The following is a 25,953-nucleotide window of genomic DNA, read 5'->3' on the forward strand; positions in this document are numbered from 1 at the left end:
GGCGCGTGACGGCGATTGGTCCAGGCCAAGCGCTTCTGCATGGTCTAGACCTTGGACCCGATGCTTGGCAAGACCCCAGTTCCGGACGAGTGCGACCGGTCCAGGTCAAACGGTGTACCAATCGGTCACGCTGGGGAGCACCTCGGATGTCGGCTTGATAACGGCTCCGGTTCTTCTGTTCGCAACCCGTTGACACTCGTATTTGGTCTAGGCCAAGCTCCAGGCACTGGTCTAAACCACCGCGACCAAAAAACAATCCCCGACCCATCGCTGGGAATGCGGCACCCTCGACCCCGTGTCGGGCAGGGCGCCGTACCGGAACGGATGGGGGGAAATCCGGGCATCCCAGGAGGATGGCGTGAACCGTCGACTTATCGCCGCTGTCGGCACCGCGGCCGTGCTGGTCAGCGTTGCCGCATGCAGCTCCAGCTCCACGAGCAGCACTGGTTCCAGCTCGCCGAGCAGCTACGCCGGCAAGACCCTCACCGTCTGGTTCATGAGCGGCTCGAACACGCCGAAGTGGACCGCCCAGGTCCAGGCCGACTTCGAGAAGGCCTACCCGGGCGCCAAGCTGAACATCCAGGTCCAGCAGTGGAACGGTATCGGCCAGAAGGTCACCACCGCCCTGTCGGAGAACACCCCGCCGGACGTCCTGGAGATGGGCAACACCCAGACCGCGGGCTACGCGGCCACCGGTGGCCTGATGGACCTGACCTCGGTCAAGTCCGAGCTCGGCGGCGACAAGTGGGCGCCCAACCTGAACAACTCCGCCGTCTTCAACGGCAAGCAGTACGCCGCCCCGTGGTACTTCACCAACCGCGTCGTGATCTACAACAAGAAGCTGTGGACCGCGGCCGGTCTGACCAGCGCCCCGCAGACGCTGACGGACTTCTACGCCGACCTCACCAAGCTGAACGCCACCAAGGGCGTCTCCCAGGCGCTCTACATGCCGGGTGAGGAGTGGTACACCTACTTCGGCATGCTGCTCGGCCAGGGCGGCAAGATCGCCGTCCAGCAGAACGGCAAGTGGGTCGGCAACCTGGAGTCCCCCGAGGCCAAGGCGGCCATGGCGGTCTACGCGAAGCTGCAGGGCTTCTCCAAGGCCCCCAAGGACAAGGACGAGGCGACCCCGCAGCAGTCCACCGTCTTCTCCAAGGGCGACGTGGGCGCCGAGATCGGCCTGAGCTGGGAGGCCCCGGCCCCGACCGCGATCCCGGCCGACCAGATCGGTTACTTCCCGCTCCCCAGCGACACCGCGGGCAAGCCGATGCCGGTCTTCCTCGGTGGCTCGAACCTGGCGATCGCCCAGAACAGCCAGAACAAGGACCTCGCGGTCGGCTTCCTGAAGATCGCGCTGGACGACAAGAACGAGGGCGAGTTCGCCTCCGAGGCGGGCATCGTCCCGAACAACCCGGCGCTGAACTCCCTGGCGAACACCCCGTTCGCCCAGGCCGCCCTCCCGGCCGCCGGCCAGGGTGACACCACCCCGAACCTGCCGCAGTGGGCCGCGGTCGAGAACACCCCGAACCCGATCAAGCAGTTCATGACGGACGTGCTCGAGGGCAAGGACTACGCGACCGCCGCGAAGACCGCGGACGACGAGATCACCAAGCGTCTCAACGCTCAGCAGTAATCCCCGACGGTGCCGCCGGCCGTCCGCACCAGGGCGGCCGGCGGCACCGCTCGGCGCGTTCCCGGCCGGTTCGAGGAAGTGGTAGTCATGACAGTGCAGTCCGAGGGAGTGCAGACTCACTCGCCCAGCAGCGGATCCGCCGGCGGGCCCAAGGCCCCGGTGCTCAAGCGACAGAGATCCGGCAGCGGCGCCGGCCGGCTGTCCAAAGCGACCCCGTACCTGCTGCTGCTGCCGGCGACGCTGGCGACGCTGGTGCTGCTGGGGTACCCGGCCGTCAAGATCGTGCTGATCTCGTTCCAGAAGCTCAACATGTTCGAGCTGATCCAGCACACGACGGTCTGGAACGGCTTCCAGAACTACACCGACCAGCTGACCAGCGGCGAGTTCTGGCACACCGCCGAGCGGTCGGTCTTCTTCACCCTGGCCAACGTCGTGCTGATCATGGTGGTCGGTTCGCTGGTCGGCCTGCTGCTCAACCGGCTCGGCAAGCGCATGCGGCTCTTCCTCTCGGTGGCGCTGATCCTCGCCTGGGCGATGCCGGTGGTCGCCGCGACCACCGTCTACCAGTGGCTGTTCGACTCGCAGTTCGGCGTCGCCGACTGGTTCCTCAGCGCCTTCGGCTGGCACTCGATGGCGCACTACAACTGGTTCAGCACCCAGCTGTCGACCTTCGCGGTGATCACTCTGCTGATCGTCTGGATGTCGATCCCGTTCGTGGCGCTCACCATGTACGCCGCCCTGACCACCATCCCGGGCGAGCTCTACGAGGCGGCCCGGATGGACGGGGCCGGCATGTGGAAGTCCTTCCGCTTCGTGACCTTCCCCGCGCTCAAGCCGTTCTTCCTCGGCACGACCTTCCTCGAGGTCATCTGGATCTTCAAGGCGTTCACCCAGGTCCTGGCCGTCAACCAGGGCGGGCCGGACCGCCTGACCGAGACCCTGCCGGTGTACTCATTCGTCGAGGGTGTGGGCAACCAGCACTACGGGGTGGGTGCCGCGATCGCGGTGCTGACCATCCTGATCCTGCTGGCGCTGACGGCCTACTACCTCCGCATCATCCTGAAGCAGGAGGACGAGCTGTGAGGCGCTCCCTGTTCGGACGGACCTGGCCCAACGCCGTCGCGGTCGTTCTGTTCGTGTTCTTCGTGTTCCCCGTCTACTGGATGGTGGCGACGTCCTTCAAGAAGGACACCGACATCATCAGCACCACCCCGGTGTTCCTGCCGCTGAACGGCACACTCCAGCACTTCACCCGGGCGTTCCACTCGCAGGGGTTCTGGACGCTGGTGCTCGACAGCATCACCGTCACCTCGTGCTCCGTGGTCTTCTCGCTGATCATCGCCCTGCTGGCGGCCTTCGCGGTGACCCGGATGCGGTTCAAGGGCCGCAAGGCCTTCCTGCTGGTCATCATGATCGCGCAGATGGCCCCGTGGGAGGTCATGGTCATCGCGGTCTACATGATCGTGCGTGACAGCAACATGCTGAACAGCCTGGTCCCGCTGACCGCGTTCTACATGATGATGGTCCTTCCGTTCACCATCCTCACGCTGCGCGGCTTCATCGCGGCGGTGCCCAAGGAGCTCGAGGAGTCGGCCATGGTCGACGGCTGCTCCCGGCGCCAGGCCTTCGTCAAGGTCGTGCTGCCGCTGCTGGCGCCCGGCCTGATGGCCACCTCGCTCTTCGGCTTCATCACCGCGTGGAACGAGTACCCGCTGGTCCTGGTGCTGAACAAGGAGAGCGCGCAGACCCTGCCGCTCTGGCTGACCCAGTTCCAGACCAACTTCGGCGACGACTGGGGCGCCACCATGGCCGCCTCCACGGTCTTCGCCCTCCCGATCCTCGTGGTCTTCTTCATCCTGCAGCGCAAGGCCGTCGGCGGCCTCACGGCCGGCGCGGTGAAGGGCTGACGTGCACGTGGCTCTCATCGGACCGTCCTCGTCCCGGACGAAGGACCGGCTGCACCGTGACGCCCTCACCGTGCTCCAGCCGGGCTTCGTGGGCACCGAGCCGCCGGACTGGCTGCGTCGCCACCTCGCCGACGGCCTCGGCTCGGTGGCGCTGTTCGCCCGCAACGTGACCGACCCCGCGCAGCTCGCCCTGCTCACCGCCGAGCTGCGCCGGGAGAATCCGCACGTCCTGGTCGCCATCGACGAGGAGGGCGGCGACGTCACCCGCCTGGAGGCGGGCAGCGGTTCCTCCTGGCCCGGCAACCTCGCGCTCGGCGCGGTCGACGACCCGGGCCTGACCCGGGACGTGGCACGGGAGCTGGGCCGGGCACTGGCCGAGTGCGGCGTCAACTACAACTGGGCACCCTCGGCCGACGTCAACTCCAACCCGGACAACCCGGTGATCGGCGTGCGCTCCTTCGGCGCCGACCCGGAGGGCTGTGCGCGGCACACCGCCGCCTGGGTGGAGGGCCTGCAGTCGGCCGGCGTGGCCGCCTGCGCCAAGCACTTCCCCGGCCACGGCGACACCGCGGTCGACTCGCACCTCGGCCTGCCCGTGGTCGACATCGACGTGGACCTGCTGCGCTCGCGCGACCTGGTCCCGTTCAAGGCGGCGATCGCCGCCGGCGCCAAGGCCGTGATGACCGCTCACATCATGGTCCCGGCGCTGGACGGCGATCGTCCCGCGACGCTCAGCCGGGCCGTGCTGGACCTGCTGCGGTCGGCCCCGGCCGACGGCGGGCTCGGCTACGACGGGCTGATCGTCACCGACGGCATCGAGATGGGCGCCATCGCGGACACCTACGGGGTGGCCCGCGGCAGCGTGCTGGCCGTCGCGGCCGGCGTCGACGCGATCTGCGTCGGCGGTGGCCTGGCCGACGAGGAGACCGTGCTCGGCCTGCGCGACGCGCTCGTGCAGGCGGTCCGCGCCGGTGAGCTGGACGAGGAACGGCTGGCGCAGGCCGCCGACCGGGTCCGCGCGCTGGGCTCGTGGGCCGCGGAGCAGGTGGAGGCCGGCGGTCGGCTCGCGCCGGACCTGGCCATCGGGCTGCGCGCCGCACGGCGCGCGCTGCGGGTGACCCGTGCCCCCGGGATCGGCTTCGCGCCGGTCACCGAGCGGCCGTACGTCCTCTCCTTCAGCCCTGTCCCCAACATCGCGGTCGGCGACGACACCCCGTGGGGGGTGGCCGGCATGCTCGGCGCCCGCTTCCCCGGCACGCGCGCCGAGAGCGTCGGCCCGGACGACGTGACGCCGGAGCTGCTGCCGGCCTTCGTCGAGCGGGTGCGCCGTGAGTCCGCCGGACGGCGCGTGGTGCTGGTCGTGCGCGACCTGCACCGGCACGCCTGGATGGCGGCGGCCGTGGACGGCCTGCTGGCGGGTCGTCCGGACGCCGCCGTGGTCGAGATGGGCGTCCCCCAGGCGCCGCCCCGCGGCGCCCTGCACGTCGCCACGCACGGCGCCGCCCGGGTCTGCGGCCTGGCCGCGGTCGAGGTGCTGACCGGGCAGCCGGGCGTCCAACTCTGAGCACGCGGTGCGGACATGAACATTCCTGTTCATGTCGCGTACAGGTCGAGGTCCCGGTCGGGTAACGGTCGCCACTCCTGCCACTCAACGCATTGACGGCCCCAATGGTCTAGTCCAAGCTTCCCTGCAATTGGTCGAGACCATTGGGGAGAGTGGTGCGGACATGAGACACCGTGATGTTGCTCTGGGGATCTGTTCGACCGTCGCCGTGCTCGGATTGAGCGCCTGCGGCCTGGTGGGATCGGGCAGCGGGAGCGCCGGCAGCCCCTCGCCGACGAGTTGGGACGGCAAGTCCCTGGTCGTCTGGCTGATGAAGGGTGACGACCAGTCGGCCTGGATGAGCGCGGTCAAGGCCGAGTTCCAGCGCACCTACCCCGGGGCGAAGATCGACTTCGAGGTCCAGGACTGGACCGGCATCCAGGAGAAGGTCACCGACGCGCTCGCCTCGACCAGCCCGCCCGACATCATCGACATCGGCAACACCCAGACCCCGTACTACGCCTCCGAGGGCGGCCTGCTCGACCTCACGCCCTACCTGGCCGAGCTCGGCGCCCGTGGCTGGACCAGGTCGATGAACGCCTCCACGCTCTACCAGGGCAAGCAGTTCGCGGCACCCTGGTACGCGGGCAACCGCGTGGTGATGTACAACAAGCTGCTCTGGAAGAAGGCGGGCCTCGGCGCGACGACCCCGCAGACCATCCAGGACTGGGAGGCCGACCTGACCAAGCTGCAGAACACCAGCGGCGTCTCGTCCGCGCTGTGGCTGCCGGGCCAGAACTGGTACGCCTTCGACGGCTTCCTCCAGGACGCGGGCGCGCAGATCGTCCGGCACAGTGCCGCCGGCGTCTGGAGCGGCGACCTCGACAGTCCGGCGGCGCTGCGGGCCGCGGCGCTGTTCAAGAAGCTGCAGGCCTTCGGGCGCGCGCCGACGGACGGCAACGAGGAGAACCAGGCCGCGGACTTCGCCAAGGGCAACGTCGGCTGCATGATCGCCATGGGTTACGAGGGCCAGGCGGTCACCCAGTCCAACTCCGCGCTGAACGGCCAGATCGGCTGGTTCCCGATCCCCGGCGCGAAGGCCGGCGTGCCGGCCAAGACCTTCCTCGGCGGCTCGGACCTGACCATCTCGCAGAACACCGCGAACAAGGATCTGGCGATCGGCTTCCTGAAGATCGCGATGAACGACGCGAACGAGTCGCTGATGGCCAAGTCCTCCGGCTTCCTGCCGAACCGGCAGAGCCTGTACGGCGCGCTGGACGGCAACGCCTACGGGGAGGCAGCGGCCAAGTCCGTCCCCTTCGCCGGCTACACCCCGCTGCTGCCCACCTGGGGCAACGTCGAGACCACCCCGAATCCCGTGATCACGCTCTTCCTCACCCCCTACCTCCAGGGCAAGGACCCCGCGGCAGCGGCGGACGCGGCGGACGCGGAGCTGACCCGCAGGTTGGGCTGGAACTGACATCCCAGGGTCAGGTGCACCTGCCAGGGGCGCGGGGCTCTGACATATGCGGCTCCGCCGCGTGGGCGCGACAAGCCACTGAACGCGGATGGTCCCTGTGAGCAGGGCCATCCGCCTCGGGCGGGTTTCTCGCGCAGTTCCCCGCGCCGCGCCCCTGTTGTGCAACCGCAACGGCGAAAGGCCGCGAGTGCCGGGAGCGGGACCCTCAACCCGCGCCGGCACCGCGGCCTTCGGCCTCGTCGGAGGAGGACTCCACTCGCGGCGTGGCGGGTGTGCGGGCCCGGGACGCGGCGGCGGATCGACCGACGGTGGTGGAGCGTCGGCCGCGCGGTCAGGGCAGATGCGCGGGGTGGTCGCTCCTTGGTGCTGCTTCGATTGTGGACTAGACCATTCGAGGTTGTCCAGACCAATGGACGAGGTATTCGGGCGGGGCCCGGAGCCACGGGAACAGTCCCCTCGCCCACGGGCGACTACGCTCGGGCCATGCCTTCCCTGAACGAGCTGGTGCGCCACCACACCTCGCTGGAACCCGCCGACGTGGAGTGGATCCACCTGCTGGTCTCCGAATGGCAGCTGCTCTCGGACCTGTCCTTCGCCGACCTCGTGCTCTGGGTTCCGACCCGGGACGGCACCCGCTACGTCTCGCTGGCGCAGATGCGGCCCAACACCGGACCCACCTCCTACCAGGACGACATGGTCGGACACCTGGTGCCGCGCGGCCGCAGGCCCTTGCTCGACATGGCGCTCGACGAGGGGAGGATCGTCCGGGAGGGTGACCCGGAGTGGCGCGAGGACGTACCCGTTCGGGTGGAGTCGATCCCGGTGCGCCGCGAGGGGCGCATCCTCGGGGTGATCGCTCGCAACACCAACCTGCTCACGGTCCGCACGCCCAGCCGGCTGGAGCTCACCTATCTGCAGAGCGCCTCCGACCTGGCCCAGATGATCGCCAACGGCACCTTCCCCTTCCCCGGGGAGCAGGTCGACATGGACGCCTCGCCGCGTGCCGGCGACGGGCTGATCCGGCTCGACGGCGACGGCGTGGTCACCTACGCCAGCCCCAACGCGCTCTCCGCCTACCACCGGCTCGGCCTCTCCTCAGACCTGGTGGGCCTGAACCTCGGCAAGACCACCGCCGACCTGATCCCGCCGACGCGCGGCGCGGTCGACGAGGCACTGGTCAAGATGGCCAGCGGTTGGGCGCCGCGGCAGACCGAGATCGAGCACCCGGACGCCGTGGTCCAGCTGCGTACCATCCCGCTCAAGCCCAAGGGCGAGATCATCGGCTCGCTGGTGCTGCTGCGCGACGTCACCGAGCTGCGCCGGCGCGAGCGCGAGCTGATGACCAAGGACGCGACCATCCGCGAGATCCACCACCGGGTGAAGAACAACCTGCAGACCGTGGCCGCGCTGCTGAGGCTGCAGTCGCGCCGGATGGACTCCGCTCCGGCGCGGGCGGCGCTCGACGAGGCGGTGCGGCGGGTGGGGTCGATCGCGATCGTGCACGAGACGCTGTCGATGGCACTGGACGAGCGGGTCGCCTTCGACGAGATCGCCGACCGGGTGCTGGGCATGGTGATGGAGCTCTCACCGGACGGACGCGTGACGGCCCGTCGCAAGGGCAGTTTCGGCATCCTCTCGGCCGAGGTCGCCACCCCGTTGTCCATGATCCTGACCGAGATCCTGCAGAATGCCCTGGAGCACGCCTACGGTCCCAAGTCCGGTGGTGTGGTGGAGGTGGCCGCCCGTCGCGAGGAGGGTGTGCTGCACATCACGGTCACCGACGACGGGTCGGGCCTGCCCGAGGGCTTCGACCCGCAGACCGCCGGCAATCTCGGCCTGCAGATCGTCCGGACCCTGGCCGCAGGGGAGTTGGGCGGAGAATTCGACATGCGCCCTGCGCCCGAGGGCGGGACGACTGTGATTCTGGCCATTCCGTTCGACTGAACCGGCAACCCGTTTGACTGACTGTTGGCCGGTTTTTACCAGTTCCTCACCAAGACGACGCCAACCTCAGGAGATGCTGGTTCGTCTACTGTCGCAGGTGCCACAGAACTCGCTGTGAGGCGCCGCACAGGACCACTCCATCCGACGCTCGGCGAGAATCTACGTGGATCAACAGAACTTCATCGCGCCCGCCCGACCCACCGCCTCCGGCGTGGGCACCGTCGCCGCACCTGCCTGGCAGACGGGCGCGGTCTGGCCGACGGCCGACCCGGCCCCGGCGCGGACGCTGCTGGACATCCTCGACGAGACCGCCTGGCGTCACCCCGACGCCCCGGCTCTCGACACCGGCAGCGCCGTCCTCACCTACCGACAACTGCTGCACGCCGTCGGCGAGCTCGCAGCCGAGCTGGCCGGCTACGGCGTCGGCCCCGGCGACCGCGTCGGCGTCCGCGTGCCCAGCGGCACCGCGGAGCTGTATCTGGCCATCCTCGGCACGCTCCGTGCCGGCGCCGCCTACGTCCCCGTCGACGTGGACGACCCGGACGAGCGCGCCGAGATGATCTGGACCGACGCCGGGGTCTGCGCGATCATCGGCGCCGGCCTCGCGGTCATGGCCGGCCCCAGCCCGACCGGCGGGGAACCCGGCACCGCCCGGATCGGCGACGACGCCTGGATCATCTTCACCTCCGGCACCACCGGCCGCCCCAAGGGCGTCGCGGTCACCCACCGCAGCGCCGCCGCCTTCGTCGACGCCGAGGCCCGGCTGTTCCTGCGGCAGGCGCCCATGGGCCCCGGCGACCGGGTGCTGGCCGGCCTCTCCGTCGCCTTCGACGCCTCCTGCGAGGAGATGTGGCTGGCCTGGCGCCACGGCGCCTGCCTGGTGCCCGCCCCGCGCTCGTTGGTCAAGGCCGGCACCGACCTGGGCCCCTGGCTGGTCGAGCGCGGCATCACCGTCGTCTCCACCGTGCCGACGCTGGTCGCGCTCTGGCCCGAGCAGGCGCTCGACCGGGTCCGGCTGCTCATCGTCGGTGGCGAGGCCTGCCCGCCCGAGCTGGTCGAGCGGCTGGCCGTGCCGGGACGTGAGTTCTGGAACACCTACGGCCCCACCGAGGCCACCGTGGTCGCCTGCGCCTCGCTGATGCGCGCGGGCGAACCGGTGCGCATCGGCGCGCCGCTGGACGGCTGGGAGCTGGCCGTCGTCGGCCCCGACAACCGGCCCGTCGCCTGGGGCGAGGTCGGCGAGCTGGTCATCGGCGGCGTCGGCACCGCCCGCTACCTGGACCCGGCCAAGGACGCCGAGAAGTTCGGGGCCCAGCCGTGGCACGGCCGCCCCGAGCGCGTCTACCGCAGCGGCGACCTGGTCCGCGCCGACCCGCAGGGCCTGGTCTTCATGGGCCGCGCGGACGAGCAGGTCAAGCTCGGCGGCCGCCGCATCGAGCTCGGCGAGGTCGACTCGGCCCTGCAGGCCCTCCCGGGTGTCCGCGCCGCCGCAGCCGCGGTCAAGGAGACCCCGGCCGGGGGCCAGGTCCTGGTCGGCTACCTGGTGGTCGAGGGCCGGGCCGCAGGCGGCTCCGCCGTGCCGGGGCAGGCCTCGGCGCCCGGAACCGCCGGGGCGGCCGGCCGCACGCTGGAGTTGCGCGCCCAGCGCGGCACGCCCGGCGCGGCCCCCGTGCCCGACCTCGCCGCCCTGCGCACCCTCCTGCTGGACAAGCTGCCGCAGGCGCTCGTCCCGGTCCTCGCCGTCGTGCCCGAGCTGCCGACGCGCACCTCCGGCAAGGTCGACCGCAAGGCGTTGCCCTGGCCGCTGCCCGGCGTCGGCACCGACGCCGGGGCGGAGGCGGGCGGGCCGCTGCACGGGACCGCCGCGTGGCTCGGTGAGCAGTGGCAGGCCGTGCTGGGCGTGCCGGTCGGGCCGGAGAGCGACTTCTTCGCGCTCGGCGGCACCAGCCTGGCCGCCGCCAAGCTCGTCTCGCTACTGCGGCAGCGCTTCCCCGGTGCATCCGTCGCCGACCTCTACCAGCAGCCCCGGCTGCAGTCGCTGGCCGACCACCTCGACGGCGGTGCCGACGAAGCCGTGGAGGTCCGCGAGGTGCGGCCGGTGCCGCGCCTTGTCGGCGTCTACCAGGCCCTCGTGCTCGCGGTCCTCTACACCGTCACCGGACTGCGCTGGGTGCTGGCGCTCGCCGCGGTCGACAACTTCATAGGGCCGCTGCCCTGGGCCCCGCACACCTCCTGGGTGCTGGTCGTCGGCGGCTGGGTGCTGCTCTCCAGCGCCTTCGGCCGCTCCCTGATCGGCGCGCTCGGCGCCCGCCTGCTGACGGCGGGTCTGAAGCCGGGCAGCTACCCGCGCGGCGGCGCGGCCCATCTGCGGCTGTGGACGGCGGAGCGCCTGGTCGCCATGTTCAACGTGGCCGCCGTCATCGGCACCCCGCTGGCCCGGCGCTACGCGCGGATGCTCGGCTGCCAGGTCGGCCGCGACGTCGAGCTGCACAGCATGCCGCCGGTCACCGGCATGGCCGTCTACGGCGACGGCTGCGCGGTGGAGACCGAGGTGGACGCCGCCGGCTGGTGGCTCGACGGCGACGTGCTGCACCTGGGCACGGTCCGGATCGGCAACGGCGCCCGCGTCGGCACCCGCACCATGCTGATGCCCGGCGCGGAGATCGGCTACGACGCCGAGGTGCTGCCCGGCAGCTGTGTCATCGGGCGTGTCCCGGCGCGCGCCCGGGTCCACGGCAGCCCGGCGGTCGCGGACGAGAACCCGGTGCCGCCGACCGAGCTGTGGCCCGCGCCCGCCCACCGGCGCTCCCGCGCCTGGGACCTCGCCTTCGCCCTGGCGCTGCCCGGCTTCCAGTTGCTGCCGCTGCTCTCGGCGCTGCCGGCCGTCGCGGTCGTCTGGACGCTGATAGGGACCGACCCCTCCTACGAGGGTGTCTTCGACCGGATCCTCGTCGCCTCCGTTCCGCTCGCGCTCCTCACCATGGCCCTGTACGCGCTGGCCGTGGTCGTGACGGTCCGGCTGCTGTCCCTCCCGATCAAGCCGGGGCTGCACCCGGCCCACGGCAAGGTCGGCTTCTGCGTCTGGGCCGTGCACAACCTGATGGCATCCTCGCGGGTCACCCTGTTCCCCTTCTATGCGAGCCTGATGACTCCGCTGTGGCTCCGGGCGCTGGGCGCGCAGGTCGGCCGGCGCGTCGAGGCCTCCACCGCGATCGGCCTGCCCGGCCTGATGCGGGTGGGCGACCACGCGTTCCTCGCCGACGACACGATGGTGGGCTCCTTCGCCGTCCGCGGCGGCTGGTTGCGGCTGGGCGTCTCCTCGGTCGGCAAGCGGTCGTTCGTCGGCAACTCCGGCATCGTCGCCCCGGGGCGGACGCTGCCGGACGACTCGCTCGTCGGGGTCCTGTCGGACGCGCCGCCGGTCGCCGAGCCGGGCAGCTCGTGGCTGGGCCGTCCGGGGATGCGGGTGCAGCGCGTCGCCGAGGGCGGGGAGGACACCGCCCGCACGTACGACCCGCCGCGCAGGCTGGTCTGGGCCCGCGCCGCGGTGGAGCTGTGCCGGATCGTCCCGGTGCTGATCGCGGTGCTGCTCGGCGACCTGGCCGCGACGGGCCTGCAGGCCCTGTTCGACTGGGACGGGCTGACGGCGACGGCGGTCCTGGCCGGCGTGCTGCTGCTGGCGCTGGGTGTGATGGCGTGTCTGATCACCACGGCCGCGAAGTGGTTGCTGATCGGTCGCTTCCGTGAGGGCCAGCAGCCGCTGTGGAGTTCCTTCGTGTGGCGCAACGAGCTCTTCGACACCTTTGTCGAGGAGCTGGCCATGCCGTGGCTGGGCGGGACACTGGTCGGCACGCCGTTCTTCACCGCGTGGCTGCGCAGCCTCGGTACCCGGATCGGCCGTGGCGTGTGGTGCGAGTCGCACTGGTTCCCGGAGACGGACCTCATCAGCCTCGGCGACGGAGCCACCGTCAACCGCGGCGTGGTGGTGCAGACGCACCTCTTCCACGACCGGCTGATGCGGATGGACACGATCGAGGTGGAGGCCGGCGCGACGATCGGCCCGCACTCCATCGTGCTGCTCGGCTCGACGCTGGGGGAGGGCTCCGTGGTGGGTCCCTCCTCGCTGGTGATGCGCGGCGAGTCGGTGCCGGCGGGCAGCCGCTGGCTGGGCAACCCGGTGCGCCGCTGGGCGTGACACCGCCGTACGCGAAAGGGCCCGTCCGCTGCTGCGGACGGGCCCTTCTCACGTGTGCCCCCGGCTGTTCTGGAGACGAAGCGAGGCCCTGCCGAACGGGGGGGAGGTTCGGCAGGGCCTCTGGACCTGCTCCGGCCGTCGGGGGGAGTCGGCCGGAGCAGGGGCTCTGTGATGACAGTAGCGCTCCGTGCACGGCACGGGCGACTGCCCTCGGCTCCGACGGTATCAAATCCTCGGGGCCGTTGAGCAATGCACAGGTGTGCATTGCTCCGGAAAATGCTCACCCTCCGTTGAGGATGTGCACTTGATCAAGGGCTGATCGAAAGGAAAGGGTGGAACGGTTACTCTGCGTGTCAGGCGAGTGTCAGGCGGTGCGGGCACGGTTGCGGGCGGCGCGGCGCTTCATCGCACGACGCTCGTCCTCGCTCATGCCACCCCAGACACCGGCGTCCTGACCGGTCTCCAGTGCCCACTGAAGGCAGCTCTCCATGACCGGGCAGCGACGGCACACGGCCTTCGCCTCCTCGATCTGGAGCAGCGCGGGGCCGGTGTTGCCGATCGGGAAGAACAGCTCGGGGTCCTCTTCCCGGCAGACAGCGCGGTGGCGCCAGTCCATCTTGTCCAACTCCTCTAAAGGCGGGGATGTCCCACCAGCATCAATGGCAGCTTGTGAATGTGAACGCTTTCACGAACCCGATGGCAGGCACTGGGCCGACAGGTGGGTCGGCGCACGGATGCTCGCGGCGTTGCGGGGTGGATTCGGGCGACTCAGGCGGTCTCCGTTACGGACCGTCCCGATCGCCATGTAAAGGTTCGCAAACCTCGACCTCGGATACAACCCCCTTCGGGTAGGAAATTTTGAATCGTCGGTGTCGCTTGGGTCACACCCTGTACTTCGATGGAGTGAAGCGGTGCGTGCGTTCGAGACCAAGGCCAAACGGCCTTAGCGTTCACACAATCACACGCAGTGCCCGAGATACGCCTGTGAAGCTGATGGTGTTCCGCTCTCCAAGGTGGTCCCCATCGACCTGGAACGGCAGCGGTTCCTGCGAATGCAAGGTGAATTCGGCGAGATCGTGGTAAGCGACCACGTGTTTGCCATGCGGTCCGGCACCCGTGGAATCCAGCAGTTGCGGGATCGTGCGCAGGGTCTGAACGAGTGACATCCGGGTCATGCCGAAGAGGTCGAGGCTCGTGTCGAAACCCGCGTCCGGCGAGGCGTAGACCGGCCGGTTGCCCAGATAGGTCCACGGCGAGGTGTTGGAGACTATCGACACCGCGAGACCCGGGATCGGTTCCGCCCCGTCGCAACTGAACGTGATCGGCCCGTTCCGGCGGTGCCGGCCCTCGTCGAAGAACTGCCGCCACGCCTGCCCCACGTAGAGCGCGTGCGTCGACCGCCGGCCGCTGCGCCGCGCCTGCTCCACCCGTCCCACGACGCCGGCGTCGAAGCCGAAGCCCGCGGTGAAGGTGAACCAGCGGTCCGGCAGGCCCTCGCCTCCCGAGCGCCCCAGGCTGATGAACCGTCGGCGCGGCGCTCCCGGTGTGCTGAGCGCGTCGAGCAGGACGCCGGTCGCCTCGACGGGATCGTTCGGCAGGCCGAGCGCGCGGGCGAAGACGTTCGTGCTGCCGCCCGGGACCACCGCGAGGGCGGGCAGGTGTTCGCCGGGTCCGTCGTGGAGCAGGCCGTTGACGACCTCGTTCACGGTCCCGTCGCCGCCCAGTGCGACCACCAGGTCGTGCGAGCCCTCGCGGGCGGCCTCCCGCGCGAGGTCGCGGGCGTGGCCCCGGTAACCGGTGGCGACGACGTCCAGCTTCAGGTCGTTGGCGAGGGCGTGCGCGAGGACATCTCTGGTTCGTCCACTGGTGGTGGTCGCTTTGGGATTGACGACCAGGAGCGCACGCATGCCGACAGACTACCTAGCGCGTTCAGCTGCAACCCCTCAAGGGGCGCGAGGAACTGCGCGAGAAACCACCGGCGTGCGGCCGGCCCTGCGCGTTGAGGACCGTCTGCTCATCAGTGGTTTCTCGCGCAGTTCCTCGCGCCCCAGGTGGTGCTAGTGATCCACAGTGCACGGGCTAGCCTGGAGCGGTGACTGTCGATGCCGCTCTGCCTGCTGCCCCCGCGCGTCCCCGGACGCTGACTGCCGGGGCGTGGTTCTCCGTCGCCCAGGGCGTCGTGATCGCCGCCTACGGCGTCTACGTGATGGTGGCCCCGCTCACCTCCAGCACCAGGACCGGCGTCGGGATGGCCGAGTTCGCCGGTGTGATCCTGCTGCTCATGGGTCTGCTGCCACTCGCCGCGGGGCGTGCGCTGCTGCAGGTGAAGAAGTGGGGACGCAGCCCGGCCGTGATGGTCGACACGCTGTGCCTCGCGGTCGCCTACTTCGCCTTCCAGAACGGCGGAGCCTTCATCGCGCTGGGCGTGGCGGTGGGCCTCGCCGGCATCGCCGGCGTCGTGCTGCTGCTGCACCCGAGGACCACCGCCGCGCTGTGGCCCTCGGGGCAGTAGGACTGCCTACTCCTCGATGAGGAGCTTCTCCCGCAGCTGGGCCAGGGTTCGGGCCAGCAGGCGGGAGACGTGCATCTGCGAGATGCCGACCTCCGCCGCGATCTGCGACTGCGTCATGTTCCGGAAGAACCGCAGCACCAGGATCCGCTGCTCGCGCTGCGGCAGCTGGGCCAGCAGCGGCTTGAGGGACTCGCGGTACTCGACCCCCTCCAGCGCGTCGTCCTCCGCGCCGAGCGTGTCCGCGACCGCGGGGGACTCGTCGTCGGTGTCCGGCACGTCCAGCGAGAGCGTGCTGTAGGCGTTCGCGGACTCCAGGCCCTCCAGCACCTCCTCCTCGGAGATGCCCAGGTGCTCCGCCAGCTCGTGCACCGTGGGGGAGCGGCCGTGCCGCTGCGACAGCTCGCTCGTCGCCGTGGTCAGCGACAGCCGCAGCTCCTGCAGGCGGCGCGGGACGCGGACCGCCCAGCCCTTGTCGCGGAAGTGGCGCTTGATCTCGCCGACGATGGTCGGGGTCGCGTAGGTGGAGAACTCCACGCCGCGCTCCGGGTCGAACCGGTCCACCGACTTGATCAGCCCGATGGTGGCGACCTGGGTCAGGTCGTCCAGCGGCTCGCCGCGGTTGCGGAAGCGGCGGGCGAGGTGCTCGACCAGCGGGATGTGCATGCGCACCAGCTGGTTCCGCAGTTCCACCCGCTCCGGGGACCCCTCGGGCAGCTGTGCGAGACGCACGAAGAGCGCGCGGGCGGCCTCACGGTCGGGCGCGCTGTGGCGCTGCGGCGCGGCCGTGCGCGCACTGCCCGGACCCCACGGCTCGGCCGGCTTGCGCGGCTCTCCGTCGGTGTCGTCCGCGTCCGCGTCTCCGGCCTCGGCGTCGACGACCTCGATGCCGTCCACCTCCTCGTCCGCGCCGACCTCGGTGTCGGTGCCGTCCGCGTCGTGGATCTCGTCGGTGTCGAGCCCGAAGTCGGCCGGCCCGTCGTCGGCGGGCCCCGCCGACGCGGCCTCGGGGGCCGTGCGGGCGTCGGCGCGCTCGGGGTCGTCCGCGAACACCCTTGCCTCCGTCTGCTTCTGGTCGCTCGCGTCCGCCTGGGCGGGCACGTGGGCCCGGTCCGTTCCGGGCCGGTGGTTGAGGTCTCTCACGGCGATCCCCCGCTCCCGTCTCCTCGCGTCACGGCTGGCCGGGGCCGGCCCCGCGCTTCTTGTGCAGGCTGATGGTCACCGTGTTGTCCGGCTCCACGGTCGACTCGACCTCGCCGGCCAGTGCGGAGAGCACCGTCCAGGCAAAGGTGTCGCGCTCGGGGGCGCGGCCGTCCGTGGTCGGGGCGGAGACGGTCACCTTGAGCGAGTCGCCGACCAGTTTGAACAGGCAGCTGAGGACGGAGCCGGGCACGGCCTGCTGGAGCAGGATCGCGCAGGCCTCGTCGACCGCGATGCGCAGGTCCTCGATCTCGTCGAGCGTGAAGTCGAGTCGCGCCGCGAGACCGGCTGTCGCGGTTCGCAGAACCGAGAGGTAGGCGCCCGCCGCGGGAAGTCGGACCTCGACGAAGTCCTGCGCGTCGGGCTCGCCGTCGATCTGGGACACCCTCACCTCCGAGCTGTTCCGTGCCGTGCTTGGCAGCGGCTGCGCCGCTGCGTGCTGTGGCTGTTTGGTGCCGTGACCGGTGACGCTACCGCGATCGCGAGCGCCGTGTCGCCCATCTGGCCACCCCGGGCCTTCCGGTGACTCATAGTAGGTCCCCATATACGGACCGTGGCAATGGTGGTGGCGAAATCAGGAGAAATCAGCTGCCGAGCGCAGCCAAGGCGTCCCCGCTGAGCCGGTAGACCGTCCACTCGTCCATGGGCGCCGCGCCGAGCGCGCGGTAGAACGCGATGGAGGGCTCGTTCCAGTCCAGCACCGACCACTCCAGGCGGCCGTAGCCGCGCTCCACGCAGATCCGCGCCAGCTGTGTCAGCAGCGCCTTGCCGTGTCCGCCGCCGCGGGCCTCCGGGCGGACGTAGAGGTCCTCCAGGTAGACGCCGTGCGTCCCGGTCCAGGTGGAGAAGTTGCGGAACCAGAGCGCGAAGCCGACGGTCCGGCCGGCCTCGTCCTCGGCGATGTGCGCGAAGGCGGCGGGGTGCTCGCCGAACAGCGCGTCGTGCAGCTGCTGCTCGGTGGCCTTCGCGTCGGCGAGCGACTTCTCGTAGTCGGCGAGCTCGCGCACCATCGCGTGGATCTCGGGAACGTCGGCGGGGACGGCGGGTCGGATCATGTTCGAAGCCTAAGCGAGCAGGGCGCGGCAGCGCGGCGGTCGGGATGGTCGGGCGGTGGTCAGACCAGCCGCTGGTCCTCGTAGCACCAGCGCCAGCTCTCGCCCGGCTCGTAGCTGCGCATCACCGCGTGGCCCGTCTGCCGGTGGTGCTCGGTGGCCCAGCGGCCGGGTGTCGAGTCGCAGCAGCCGACGTGCCCGCAGTGCAGGCACAGGCGTAGCGCGACGGACCGTTGGCCGAGCCGCTCGCAGTGGGGGCAGCGGGCCGTGGCCGCACCGGGCTCGGGCTCGGGCAGCTCCGCGAGGTGCGGGCAGGGACGGGAGGGGGACATGGCCCCCAGGGTACGGGTCACCGCTCGATGTCTGTGGTTCTGTGTGGCTATGGCGATGAGCAGTCCCAGTGCCCTGTTCGTCCTGGTCGCGGGGAGCACCGCGGTCGCGGGCGTGGCCCGCCGCTACCGGCTCTCGGCGCCGCTGCTGCTGGTGGTGGCCGGCCTGCTGGCCTCGGAGCTGCCGGGCGTGCCGGACTACTCGCTCGATCCGGAGATCGTGCTGCCGTTGGTGCTGCCCCCGCTGCTCTACACCTCGGCCCAGGACGCCTCCTACACCGGCATCCGGGCCAATCTGCGGCCGGTGGCCCTGCTCTCGGTGGGCTACGTGCTGTTCTGCACGGTGTCGATGGGCCTGGTCGCCCACGCGCTGATCCCGTCGATGCCGCTGGCCGTGGCCTTCGTCCTCGGTGCCGTGATCGCCCCGCCGGACGCGGTGGCGGCCACGGCGATCGCGCGCAGCGTCGGTCTGCCCTCCCAGCTGGTCTCGATCCTTCAGGGCGAGAGCCTGGTCAACGACGCCACGGCGATCACCGCCTACCGCGTCGCGGTCGCCGCGGCGGTGGGGGAGGGCTTCTCCTTCGGCAGCGCGGTCGGCGAGTTCCTGTTGGCCGCGCTCGGTGGGACCGCCGTGGGGCTGGTGCTGATGTGGCCGCTGCAGTGGCTGCGGGTGCGGCTGGGCGACCCGCTGCTCAGCAACAGCTTCTCGCTGCTCGTCCCGTTCGCCGCGTACGCCGCGGCGGAGGCGTTCCATGCCTCGGGCGTGATCGCGGTCGTGGTCGTCGGGCTCTATCTCGGCCACTACGCCAACTGCGTCGACTTCGCGCTGCGGCTGCAGGAGGAGGCGGTCTGGCGGATGGTCTCGTTCCTGCTGGAGTCAGCCGTCTTCGCCCTGATCGGGCTCCAGCTGCCGGTGGTCGTACGCGAGTTGAAGGGCTACTCGGTGGGCGAGCTGACGCTGTGGACGGTGGTGCTGCTGGTGGCGCTGATCGGGCTGCGCTTCGTCTGGTCCTGGCCGGCGACGTACCTTCCCGGCCTGTTGAGCCGTCGCGTCCGCGAGCGGGAGGGCCGTCCGGCGTGGACGCGCCCGTTCGTGGTCTCCTGGGCCGGCATGCGCGGCGTCGTCTCGCTGGCGGTGGCCTTCTCCATCCCGGAGACCACGCAGGACGGGTCGCCCTTTCCCGAACGGGACCTGGTGCTGTTCCTGGTCTTCGCCCTGGTGATCGGCACGTTGCTGGTGCAGGGCCTGACGCTGCCTGCGCTGGTCCGCCGGCTGCCGTTCCCGGCCCCCGACCCGGCGGCGGAGACGCTGCGTGAGGCCCAGGCGCAGTACGAGGCGTCGACGGCGGCGGAGGCCCGCCTGGACGAGCTGTTGCTGGACCCGCGCAACCGCGTCCCCGAGGTCCTGGAGGCCCGCCTGCGCAAGCTGCTGGACCGGCGCCGGAACGCCGTGTGGGAACGCATGGGCGCGCCGGTCCACGAGGACACCGGCGAGTCCGTCGACACCGCGTACCGCAGGCTCGCCCGCGAGACCCTCGACACGGAGCGACGGGCGCTGGTCGCCCAGCGGAGCGCGGGGCGCGTGGACGACGAGCTGCTGCGCAGGCTGGTCCGACGGCTGGACTTCGAGGAGGCGCTGATGGAGCACACCGAGGAGTAGGTGCACCTCCTCGCCCCCGGGTAGTGCAGCGGTGCGTGCGCGGTCAGCGGGCGGTCAGCGGGGCGGGCGAATCTCGTACTCGTGAGCGCGCCGCAGACCGCGGGGCCGGGGAAACGAGGAGCCTGCCATGAACCGCACCGACCGGACGCCGACCAAGAAGATCCTGATCTCCGGTGCCTCCATCGCCGGCCCCGCGCTCGCGCTGTGGCTGGGGCGGTGCGGGCACGAGGTCACCGTCGTCGAGCGGGCGACGAGCTTCCGGGAGGGGGGCGGCGCGGTCGACTACCGGGGGAGCGTGCACCGCGAGGTGCTGGAGCGGATGGGCGTCCTGGAGACGCTGCGCGGCCTGGACACGGGGATGGGCGAGCAGGCCGTGCTGGACGAGAGCGGCCGCGAACTCCTGCGGCTGCCCGCCTCGTTCATGAGCGGCGAGCTCGAGGTCACCCGTGGCGACCTGGCCCGGACGCTGTACGAGGCGAGCCTGCCGTTCGCCGACTACGTCTTCGGTGACTCCGTGCGCAGCCTGACCGAGCACGCCACCGGCGTCACCGTGGAGTTCGAGCACGGGGAGACGCGGGAGTTCGACCTCGTGGTCGGCGCGGACGGGATCCACTCGACCACGCGGCGGCTGGCCTTCGGGCCGGAGGAGCAGTTCCGGCGGGATTCGGGGTGGTTCTTCGCGACCTTCTCCACCGAGGCGCCCAAGGCACTCGGCCTGCGGGACAGCGGGGTGCTGTGGAACGACCCGGGCCGGATGGTCGGGATCGGCAACACCCTCGGCGAGGACGGCGCGATGCTGGTCTTCCACGCGCCGGAGCTGACCTACGACCACCGGAACGTGGCCGCGCAGAAGGAACTGGTGCTGCGGCACTTCGCCGATGCCGGCTGGGAGGTGCCCGCGGTGCTGCGCTCGGTGCCGGACGCGTCGGACTTCTACTTCGACTCGCTGAGCCAGATCGTGATGGACCGCTGGTCGCACGGGCGGATCGTGCTGCTCGGCGACGCGGCGTGGGCACCGGCGCCGGGTGGGATGGGCAACGGGCTGGCGGTCGTCGGAGCCTACGTGCTCGCGGGCGAGCTGGCGACGGCGCCGGACCACCGGACGGCGTTCGCCCGGTACGAGGAGCGAATGCGCCCATATGTGGCGAAGTGCCAGAAGCAGGGCGCGGGTGCGGGACGGTTCCTGGCGCCGGTCACCGGCAAGCAGTTGAAGCAGCGGAATCGGGCCTACCGCATGCTCTGCCGCCGAACGATGCGTGGGTTCTTTGAGTGGTTGACCACGCGAACGGCCGAGGCGATCGATCTGCCCGCATACGGACTGCCGACCGTGGACCGGCCGATCCGACCGGTGATCTCACAGTCGTGAACGAACCCTCAATCCCCCACCCTGGGGAAGCAGAAACCACCAGACGGCGGGCTACGCGCGTTGCGACGCGCTGAGCTCGCCGTTCGTTCATCTGGCCGCCTTGTCAAGGTCGGGTTCCTGTGAATTGCCTATTGACCCAGATTCGTCAACCCTGGTTTGCTTTCGCCCCAGGTTGATCAGCACCACCACAAGTGGTGACACCGTGCCAATTCGCTTGTGTGCGCTTTGAGTTGGTTGCGGCCGCTGATCCTACCTGCGAGTACTCCCAGGGCAAGCGGACACGTCCCCCCGATTCGTCGGAGTCCGCGACGAGAGAGGAACACTCCCCACATGCGCATCTCCCGCACCAGAGGTGCGGCGCTGGCAGGCGTCGCGTCTCTGTCCCTCGCCGCGGCGGGCCTCGCCCTCGTGGCTCCCGCGGCTCAGGCCTCCACCGGCGCCCACCGCCACGTCTCCGGCATGGCGCACCACCAGGCGGCCGCGGTTGCCGGCACGGCGGTCAACAACGAGTTCAACCCCTACGCCTCGTCGATCAACGCCAGCAAGATCCCCGGCGTCAAGCAGTGGGAGGCCAAGCAGCGCCAGCTGCGCGCCACCCGCGCGACCGCTGCGGCCACCGGCCAGGAGACCCTGTCCTACGGCGGCGGCGTCGACGGCATCGGTGTCCAGAGCGGCCACTCCAAGGTCTACCTGGTCTTCTACGGCACCCAGTGGGGTACCCAGACCACCGACGCCAACGGCAACCTGAAGTTCTCCGGCGACTCCGCCGGTGCGGCCGGTGCCGCCCAGCAGATGTTCAAGGGCATCGGCACCAACGGCGAGACCTGGTCCGCCGACCTGACCCAGTGGTGTGACGGCCCGAACGTCGCCTCCGGCGCGGTCAGCTGCCCGAGCAACGCCAACTTCATTCCGTACCAGAGCGGCGGCGTCCTCTCCGGCGTCTGGTACGACAACGCCGGCGCCTCTCCCGCCGGTGCGACCGGCAACCAGCTGGCGCAGGAGGCCATCAGCGCGGCCGGCCACTTCGGCAACACCACCTCCGCGGCCAACCGTGACGCGTACTACGTCATCCTGTCGCCCCACGGCACGGACCCGGACAACTACGAGGACCCGAACACGGGTTACTGCGCCTGGCACGACTGGAACGGCGACACCACCCTCACCGGCGGTGCGGCGAGCTCGCCCTACGGCGACATCGCCTTCTCGAACCAGCCGTACAACATCGACCAGGGCGCCAACTGCGGCGTCGGCTTCGTGAACTCGCCCGGCACCACGGACGGCTTCACGATGACCCTCGGCCACGAGTGGCACGAGATGATGTCGGACCAGAACCCGGCGGGCGGCTGGACCAACCACGTCTCCGGTTCGTCCTACAACGGCCAGGAGAACTCCGACGAGTGCGCGTGGCTGAAGCCCGGCACCGCCGGTGGCGCCGCCAACATCTCCTTCGGCTCCTTCGGCTCCTACGCCGAGCAGGCCAGCTGGTCGAACGACACCAACGCCTGTGCGATCTCGCACACCATCCTGACCCACGGCAACACGGTCACGGTCACCAACCCGGGCAACCAGTCCGGCACCGTCGGCACCGCCGCCTCGCTGCAGGTCAGTGGCTCCGACTCGGCCTCGGGCCAGACCCTGACCTACTCGGCCACCGGTCTCCCGGCCGGCCTGTCGATCTCCTCGACCGGCCTGATCTCCGGCACCCCGTCCGCCGCCGGCACCTCCTCGGTGACCGTCACGGCCAAGGACACCACCGGTGCCACCGGCTCCACCTCCTTCACCTGGACCGAGGCCACCTCGGGCGGTGGCGGCGGTAGCTCCGTCACCAACGGCGGCTTCGAGGCCGGTTCCTTCTCCGGCTGGACCACCACCGGCAACGCCACGGTCATCGCGGGTGCGGCCCACTCGGGCAGCTACGGCGCGATGCTCGGTTCCACCAACCCGAGCACGACCTCCACGGCGGCGCAGACCTTCACCGCCGCGAGCGGCACCAGCCACCTGTCCTTCTACTACAGCAACACCTGCCCGGACACGGTCACCTACGACTGGGCCACGGCGACGCTGAAGGACAACACCACCGGCACCACCACCACGATCCTCGCCAAGACCTGCGCCAGCAGCTCGGCCTGGACCCCGGTCACCGCGAACGTCACGGCCGGTCACAGCTACACGCTGACGCTGACCAACGTGGACGACAACTACCCGGGTGACCCGACCTACACCTACTACGACGACGTGACCGTCTCCTGATCACCCTGACCTGATCCGGAGCGACGACAAGTCGCCGAAGCGCGCGAGCGGAGACCGCCTGGGGGCGGCCTCCGCTCGCTGCGTTCTCCGGGTTGTGCCGGGTGTGCCGGTACGTCTCAGACGCGGACCAGCACACCGCGGACGGCGGTGCCGTCCGGGAGGGTCCAGCCGCCCGTGACGGTGCCGAGGGCGTCCGCGGGCACCTCCCCGGGCGTGGGAACGCGCACCACGGCGAGGGTCAGCTCCGCCGGGGCCTCCTCGGCCAGGGCGCTCGCCACGGTCGGGTCCACGGTGTCGCTCTCGCTCTGCGCCTGCGGCACCGCGCCGCCGCGCAGCAGGGCGGTCAACTGCGCCTGCAGCACCGGGTCGTGGATGCCGTCGTAGATCCAGCGGGTGCCGAGCACGCCATGCTCGGTCGTGCCGATCAGGGCGTGCTCCGCGCCCTCCAGCGGCGCACCCCGGTAGGTCATCGGCACGTGGTACGCCACCGGCCCGTCGGTGACCACCATGAACTCGATGCCGACCTCGCCCTCCGGGTCGTCCAGCCGGAACCCGCCGGCCTTCTGCGGGTCGGCCGCCGCCCCACCCAGGTACCAGGGCTGCCGGGGGAGCCAGGCGGCGAGCAGTTCCAGCTTGGTCGGCGTCAGTGTCGTGTGGTGGACCACGGCCATGGGTGCTCCTCGGGGTAGATGCGCGAGAGGGAAAAGGGCCCGGCCGTCTGGACGGCCGGGCCCTTCACTGTGCGTGTGACGCGACGGCCGGTCAGGCCTTCTTCGTCTCCCAGAAGATCTTGTCGATCTCGGCGATCAGGTCGAGCGCCTTCTGGCCGGTCGCCGGGTCCGTGGAGGCCTTGGCGGCGGACAGCGCCTTCAGGGTGTCGTTCACGAGCTGGTGCAGCTGCGGGTACTTCTCGAAGTGGGGCGCCTTGAAGTAGTCGCTCCACAGAACGGAGACGTGGTGCTTCGCCATCTCCGCGCGCTCTTCCTTGATGACGGTCGCGCGGGCGCGGAAGTGCGCGTCCTCGTTGGCCTGGTACTTCTCCTGGACGGCCTTGACGGACTCGGCCTCGATACGGGCCTGGGCCGGGTCGTAGACGCCGCAGGGGAGGTCGCAGTGAGCGTGGACGGTGACCCGCGGAGCAAAGAACCGAGAGAACATGGGAGTCCTTCCTGGTGATCGTCTTCCCAGGGAGGAGATTACCGCCGAAAGCCCGGCGGTTCGCGTCCACCCCGGAGGCTTAGGACAAAGGTCGTAGCAGTACACGCATCGGTGGTGGACTTGCCCACGGTGCTTGCGAAGATGGAACGGGACGGAGCCGCGAGCAGGGGCGAGGTTGAACGGGATGGCCGAGCGGATGGGTGACCGCGACGCGCAGGCGCAGTTGCAGGAACCCCCGGAAGGGGGACCGGTGACCGGAAAGTTCGGGGTGCTGTTGGTCGACGGACCGTCGATGGCCCCCACCCTGGCGCACGGGGACCGGCTGCTGTGCCACTACGGCGCGCGGGTGCGCGCGGGCTCGGTCGTGGTGGCCCAGCACCCGCTTCGGCAGGATCTGCTCGTGGTCAAACGCGCGGTGGAACGCCGCGAGGCCGGCTGGTGGCTCCTCTCCGACAACAGTGCGGTCGAGAGCGACAGCCGCGACTACGGCCCGGTCCCGGACGACCTGATCCTCGGCCGGGTCCTCCTCCGCTATACCCCGAAACCCGCCTGGCTCGCCCCACCCGCCTGGTGCCGCGGCGCGCTGCGGGTCATGCCGTACGGCGTGGCGCGCCGGTTCGGGGATTTCCGCAGGGCTTGAGTCTGGCCAAAAGGCTCCGTTGCACCACCCGGGGGTGCGAGGAACTGCGCGACCAGCCGTCGGCATGCGGATGGTCCTCAACGCGCAGGGCCATCTGCTCGTCGGTGGTTCCTCGCGCAGTTCCCCGGGCCCCTGTCGGCCACGCCGACTACGCGCTCGCGGCCTCGCGCTTGCGGGCGCGGTAGGCGGCGACGTTGGCGCGGGTGGCGCAGCGGTCGCTGCAGTAGCGGCGGCTGCGGTTGGTGGAGGTGTCCAGGTAGGCGTTCCGGCACGGAGCCGCCTGGCAGATGCCGAGGCGGTCGACCCCGTGCGCGGTGAGGTGCATCGCGAGACCCATGCCGGCCAGCGCAGCGTAGAGCGCGGTGGCCGTGGGCGCGTTCTCCGCGAGGTGCATGTGCCACAGCGGCTGGCCGGTCTCGTCCAGGTGCTCGTGGCCGGAGATGATCGGGCTGACCGGGAACTCGATCAGCAGCCCGTTGAGCAGGTCGACGGCCCGCGACTGGTCGCCCTCCGCCGCGGACTCGAACACGGCCCGCAGTCGGGCCCGTACCGCGCGGAGCCGGGCGACGTCCGCCTCCTCGGCCAGCTTCACGCCGCGGCCGCCGGGGCTGAACAGCCGCCGGACCTCCTCGACGCTGGTCAGGGCGTCCTTGCCACGCTCCGGCTCCTCGGTGTTGACCAGCCGGACGGCGAAGTCCGCGTAGGTGGTGAGTTCCATGGTCGTCATCCTTGGGCCAGGGAGCTGGGTGGTGGAGCGGGATGGTGGAGCCGGGTAATGAGTCCTGCTTGTACCAGGGTATTACGGTTTCGCGGCCCGTGTGATGCACCAGACCTAGTGCTGTGACCGGCCCGGCTGCCCAGCACACCCCGAGCTGTGTCAAAATCGGCACACGGGTGACCCCCGTCAGTCGAGCAGGCCCACCGGATCGGGACCGATCCGATGGTGCGCCGGACCGGAAGCCAGGACAGCGCTCCGGATCCATGCGCACCGTTCGCACTCCGGCCGCGCTCCGTTCGGCTTCGCATGCTCTTCTGCACCATGTGTGCCGTCGTGACCCCGTCTGTGCGGGCGGATCTCACGACACAA

At 70.6% G+C, this 25,953-nt stretch carries 21 protein-coding genes; 12 read left to right on the forward strand and 9 right to left on the reverse strand.

The features are described 5' to 3' along the window. Window positions 1-358: 358 nt before the first annotated feature. From BMY61_RS02390 to BMY61_RS02420, 7 genes are all read left to right on the forward strand, one after another. Window positions 359-1,633, forward strand: a complete 1,275-nt coding sequence (locus tag BMY61_RS02390; protein ID WP_042456119.1) for an extracellular solute-binding protein — start codon at window positions 359-361, stop codon at window positions 1,631-1,633. Between the two features lie 87 nt (window positions 1,634-1,720). Next, a complete protein-coding gene (locus tag BMY61_RS02395; RefSeq protein WP_042456118.1) occupies window positions 1,721-2,716 on the forward strand; it encodes a carbohydrate ABC transporter permease in 996 nt (331 codons plus the stop codon). Next, window positions 2,713-3,540, forward strand: a complete 828-nt coding sequence (locus BMY61_RS02400; protein WP_042456117.1) for a carbohydrate ABC transporter permease — start codon at window positions 2,713-2,715, stop codon at window positions 3,538-3,540. The genes BMY61_RS02395 and BMY61_RS02400 overlap by 4 nt, the downstream gene beginning before the upstream one ends. A gap of 7 nt (window positions 3,541-3,547) precedes the next feature. Further along, window positions 3,548-5,104, forward strand: coding sequence for a glycoside hydrolase family 3 protein (locus BMY61_RS02405; protein ID WP_236656578.1), 1,557 nt, complete (start codon window positions 3,548-3,550; stop codon window positions 5,102-5,104). Between the two features lie 163 nt (window positions 5,105-5,267). Beyond that, window positions 5,268-6,563: an extracellular solute-binding protein gene (locus BMY61_RS02410; protein WP_042456116.1), complete on the forward strand. Its 1,296-nt coding sequence runs from the start codon at window positions 5,268-5,270 to the stop codon at window positions 6,561-6,563. Window positions 6,564-7,046: 483 nt separating this feature from the next. Next, window positions 7,047-8,507 (forward strand): sensor histidine kinase, encoded by a 1,461-nt coding sequence (locus tag BMY61_RS02415; protein ID WP_042456114.1) that lies wholly within the window; start codon window positions 7,047-7,049, stop codon window positions 8,505-8,507. Between the two features lie 163 nt (window positions 8,508-8,670). Next, the gene (locus BMY61_RS02420; RefSeq protein WP_425314660.1) at window positions 8,671-12,702 is read left to right on the forward strand and encodes a Pls/PosA family non-ribosomal peptide synthetase; all 4,032 of its coding nucleotides are present in this window, start codon (window positions 8,671-8,673) and stop codon (window positions 12,700-12,702) included. A 364-nt stretch (window positions 12,703-13,066) separates the two neighbouring features. On the opposite strand, the gene BMY61_RS02425 is transcribed toward BMY61_RS02420, so the two are convergent. Further along, entirely contained in the window at window positions 13,067-13,318 is a 252-nt protein-coding gene (locus BMY61_RS02425) for a WhiB family transcriptional regulator (RefSeq protein WP_030257455.1), read from the reverse strand. A 334-nt stretch (window positions 13,319-13,652) separates the two neighbouring features. Beyond that, on the reverse strand, window positions 13,653-14,609 hold the full coding sequence (locus tag BMY61_RS02430; RefSeq protein WP_042456112.1) for a diacylglycerol/lipid kinase family protein: 957 nt from the start codon (window positions 14,607-14,609) through the stop codon (window positions 13,653-13,655). 185 nt (window positions 14,610-14,794) lie between these two features. Between BMY61_RS02430 and BMY61_RS02435 the strand changes: the two genes are divergently transcribed. After that, window positions 14,795-15,214, forward strand: a complete 420-nt coding sequence (locus tag BMY61_RS02435; protein ID WP_042456108.1) for a hypothetical protein — start codon at window positions 14,795-14,797, stop codon at window positions 15,212-15,214. 6 nt (window positions 15,215-15,220) lie between these two features. On the opposite strand, the gene BMY61_RS02440 is transcribed toward BMY61_RS02435, so the two are convergent. The 4 genes from BMY61_RS02440 to BMY61_RS02455 all read right to left on the reverse strand — a co-directional run bounded on the left by BMY61_RS02440 (window position 15,221) and on the right by BMY61_RS02455 (window position 17,795). Beyond that, window positions 15,221-16,354, reverse strand: coding sequence for an RNA polymerase sigma factor SigF (locus tag BMY61_RS02440; RefSeq protein ID WP_236656577.1), 1,134 nt, complete (start codon window positions 16,352-16,354; stop codon window positions 15,221-15,223). Between the two features lie 28 nt (window positions 16,355-16,382). Beyond that, window positions 16,383-16,796 carry an ATP-binding protein gene (locus BMY61_RS02445; protein WP_042456107.1) on the reverse strand — a complete coding sequence of 138 codons (414 nt, stop codon included), beginning with the start codon at window positions 16,794-16,796 and terminating at the stop codon, window positions 16,383-16,385. A 199-nt stretch (window positions 16,797-16,995) separates the two neighbouring features. Then, window positions 16,996-17,466, reverse strand: a complete 471-nt coding sequence (locus BMY61_RS02450) for a GNAT family N-acetyltransferase (protein ID WP_042456105.1) — start codon at window positions 17,464-17,466, stop codon at window positions 16,996-16,998. Between the two features lie 59 nt (window positions 17,467-17,525). Further along, window positions 17,526-17,795 carry a UBP-type zinc finger domain-containing protein gene (locus BMY61_RS02455; protein WP_042456103.1) on the reverse strand — a complete coding sequence of 90 codons (270 nt, stop codon included), beginning with the start codon at window positions 17,793-17,795 and terminating at the stop codon, window positions 17,526-17,528. Window positions 17,796-17,850: 55 nt separating this feature from the next. Between BMY61_RS02455 and BMY61_RS02460 the strand changes: the two genes are divergently transcribed. The 3 genes from BMY61_RS02460 to BMY61_RS48270 all read left to right on the forward strand — a co-directional run bounded on the left by BMY61_RS02460 (window position 17,851) and on the right by BMY61_RS48270 (window position 23,068). After that, entirely contained in the window at window positions 17,851-19,452 is a 1,602-nt protein-coding gene (locus BMY61_RS02460; protein ID WP_042456159.1) for a Na+/H+ antiporter, read from the forward strand. A 127-nt stretch (window positions 19,453-19,579) separates the two neighbouring features. Beyond that, entirely contained in the window at window positions 19,580-20,818 is a 1,239-nt protein-coding gene (locus BMY61_RS02465; RefSeq protein WP_042456101.1) for an FAD-dependent monooxygenase, read from the forward strand. Window positions 20,819-21,148: 330 nt separating this feature from the next. Continuing rightward, on the forward strand, window positions 21,149-23,068 hold the full coding sequence (locus BMY61_RS48270) for a putative Ig domain-containing protein (RefSeq protein ID WP_063773365.1): 1,920 nt from the start codon (window positions 21,149-21,151) through the stop codon (window positions 23,066-23,068). A gap of 116 nt (window positions 23,069-23,184) precedes the next feature. On the opposite strand, the gene BMY61_RS02475 is transcribed toward BMY61_RS48270, so the two are convergent. Together BMY61_RS02475 and sodN are read right to left on the reverse strand one after the other, a co-directional pair. Further along, window positions 23,185-23,739 (reverse strand): maltokinase N-terminal cap-like domain-containing protein, encoded by a 555-nt coding sequence (locus BMY61_RS02475; RefSeq protein ID WP_042456099.1) that lies wholly within the window; start codon window positions 23,737-23,739, stop codon window positions 23,185-23,187. 91 nt (window positions 23,740-23,830) lie between these two features. Beyond that, window positions 23,831-24,226 (reverse strand): superoxide dismutase, Ni, encoded by a 396-nt coding sequence (gene sodN, locus BMY61_RS02480; protein ID WP_042456097.1) that lies wholly within the window; start codon window positions 24,224-24,226, stop codon window positions 23,831-23,833. Between the two features lie 184 nt (window positions 24,227-24,410). Here sodN and sodX point away from each other — a divergent pair, with 184 nt between their 5' ends. Beyond that, window positions 24,411-24,866: a nickel-type superoxide dismutase maturation protease gene (sodX, locus tag BMY61_RS02485; RefSeq protein ID WP_269083984.1), complete on the forward strand. Its 456-nt coding sequence runs from the start codon at window positions 24,411-24,413 to the stop codon at window positions 24,864-24,866. 148 nt (window positions 24,867-25,014) lie between these two features. On the opposite strand, the gene BMY61_RS02490 is transcribed toward sodX, so the two are convergent. Further along, window positions 25,015-25,584: a CGNR zinc finger domain-containing protein gene (locus BMY61_RS02490; protein WP_042456096.1), complete on the reverse strand. Its 570-nt coding sequence runs from the start codon at window positions 25,582-25,584 to the stop codon at window positions 25,015-25,017. Window positions 25,585-25,953: the final 369 nt, after the last annotated feature.

This window comes from Streptacidiphilus jiangxiensis (assembly GCF_900109465.1).
GTDB classification, from domain to species: Bacteria; Actinomycetota; Actinomycetes; order Streptomycetales; family Streptomycetaceae; genus Streptacidiphilus; species Streptacidiphilus jiangxiensis.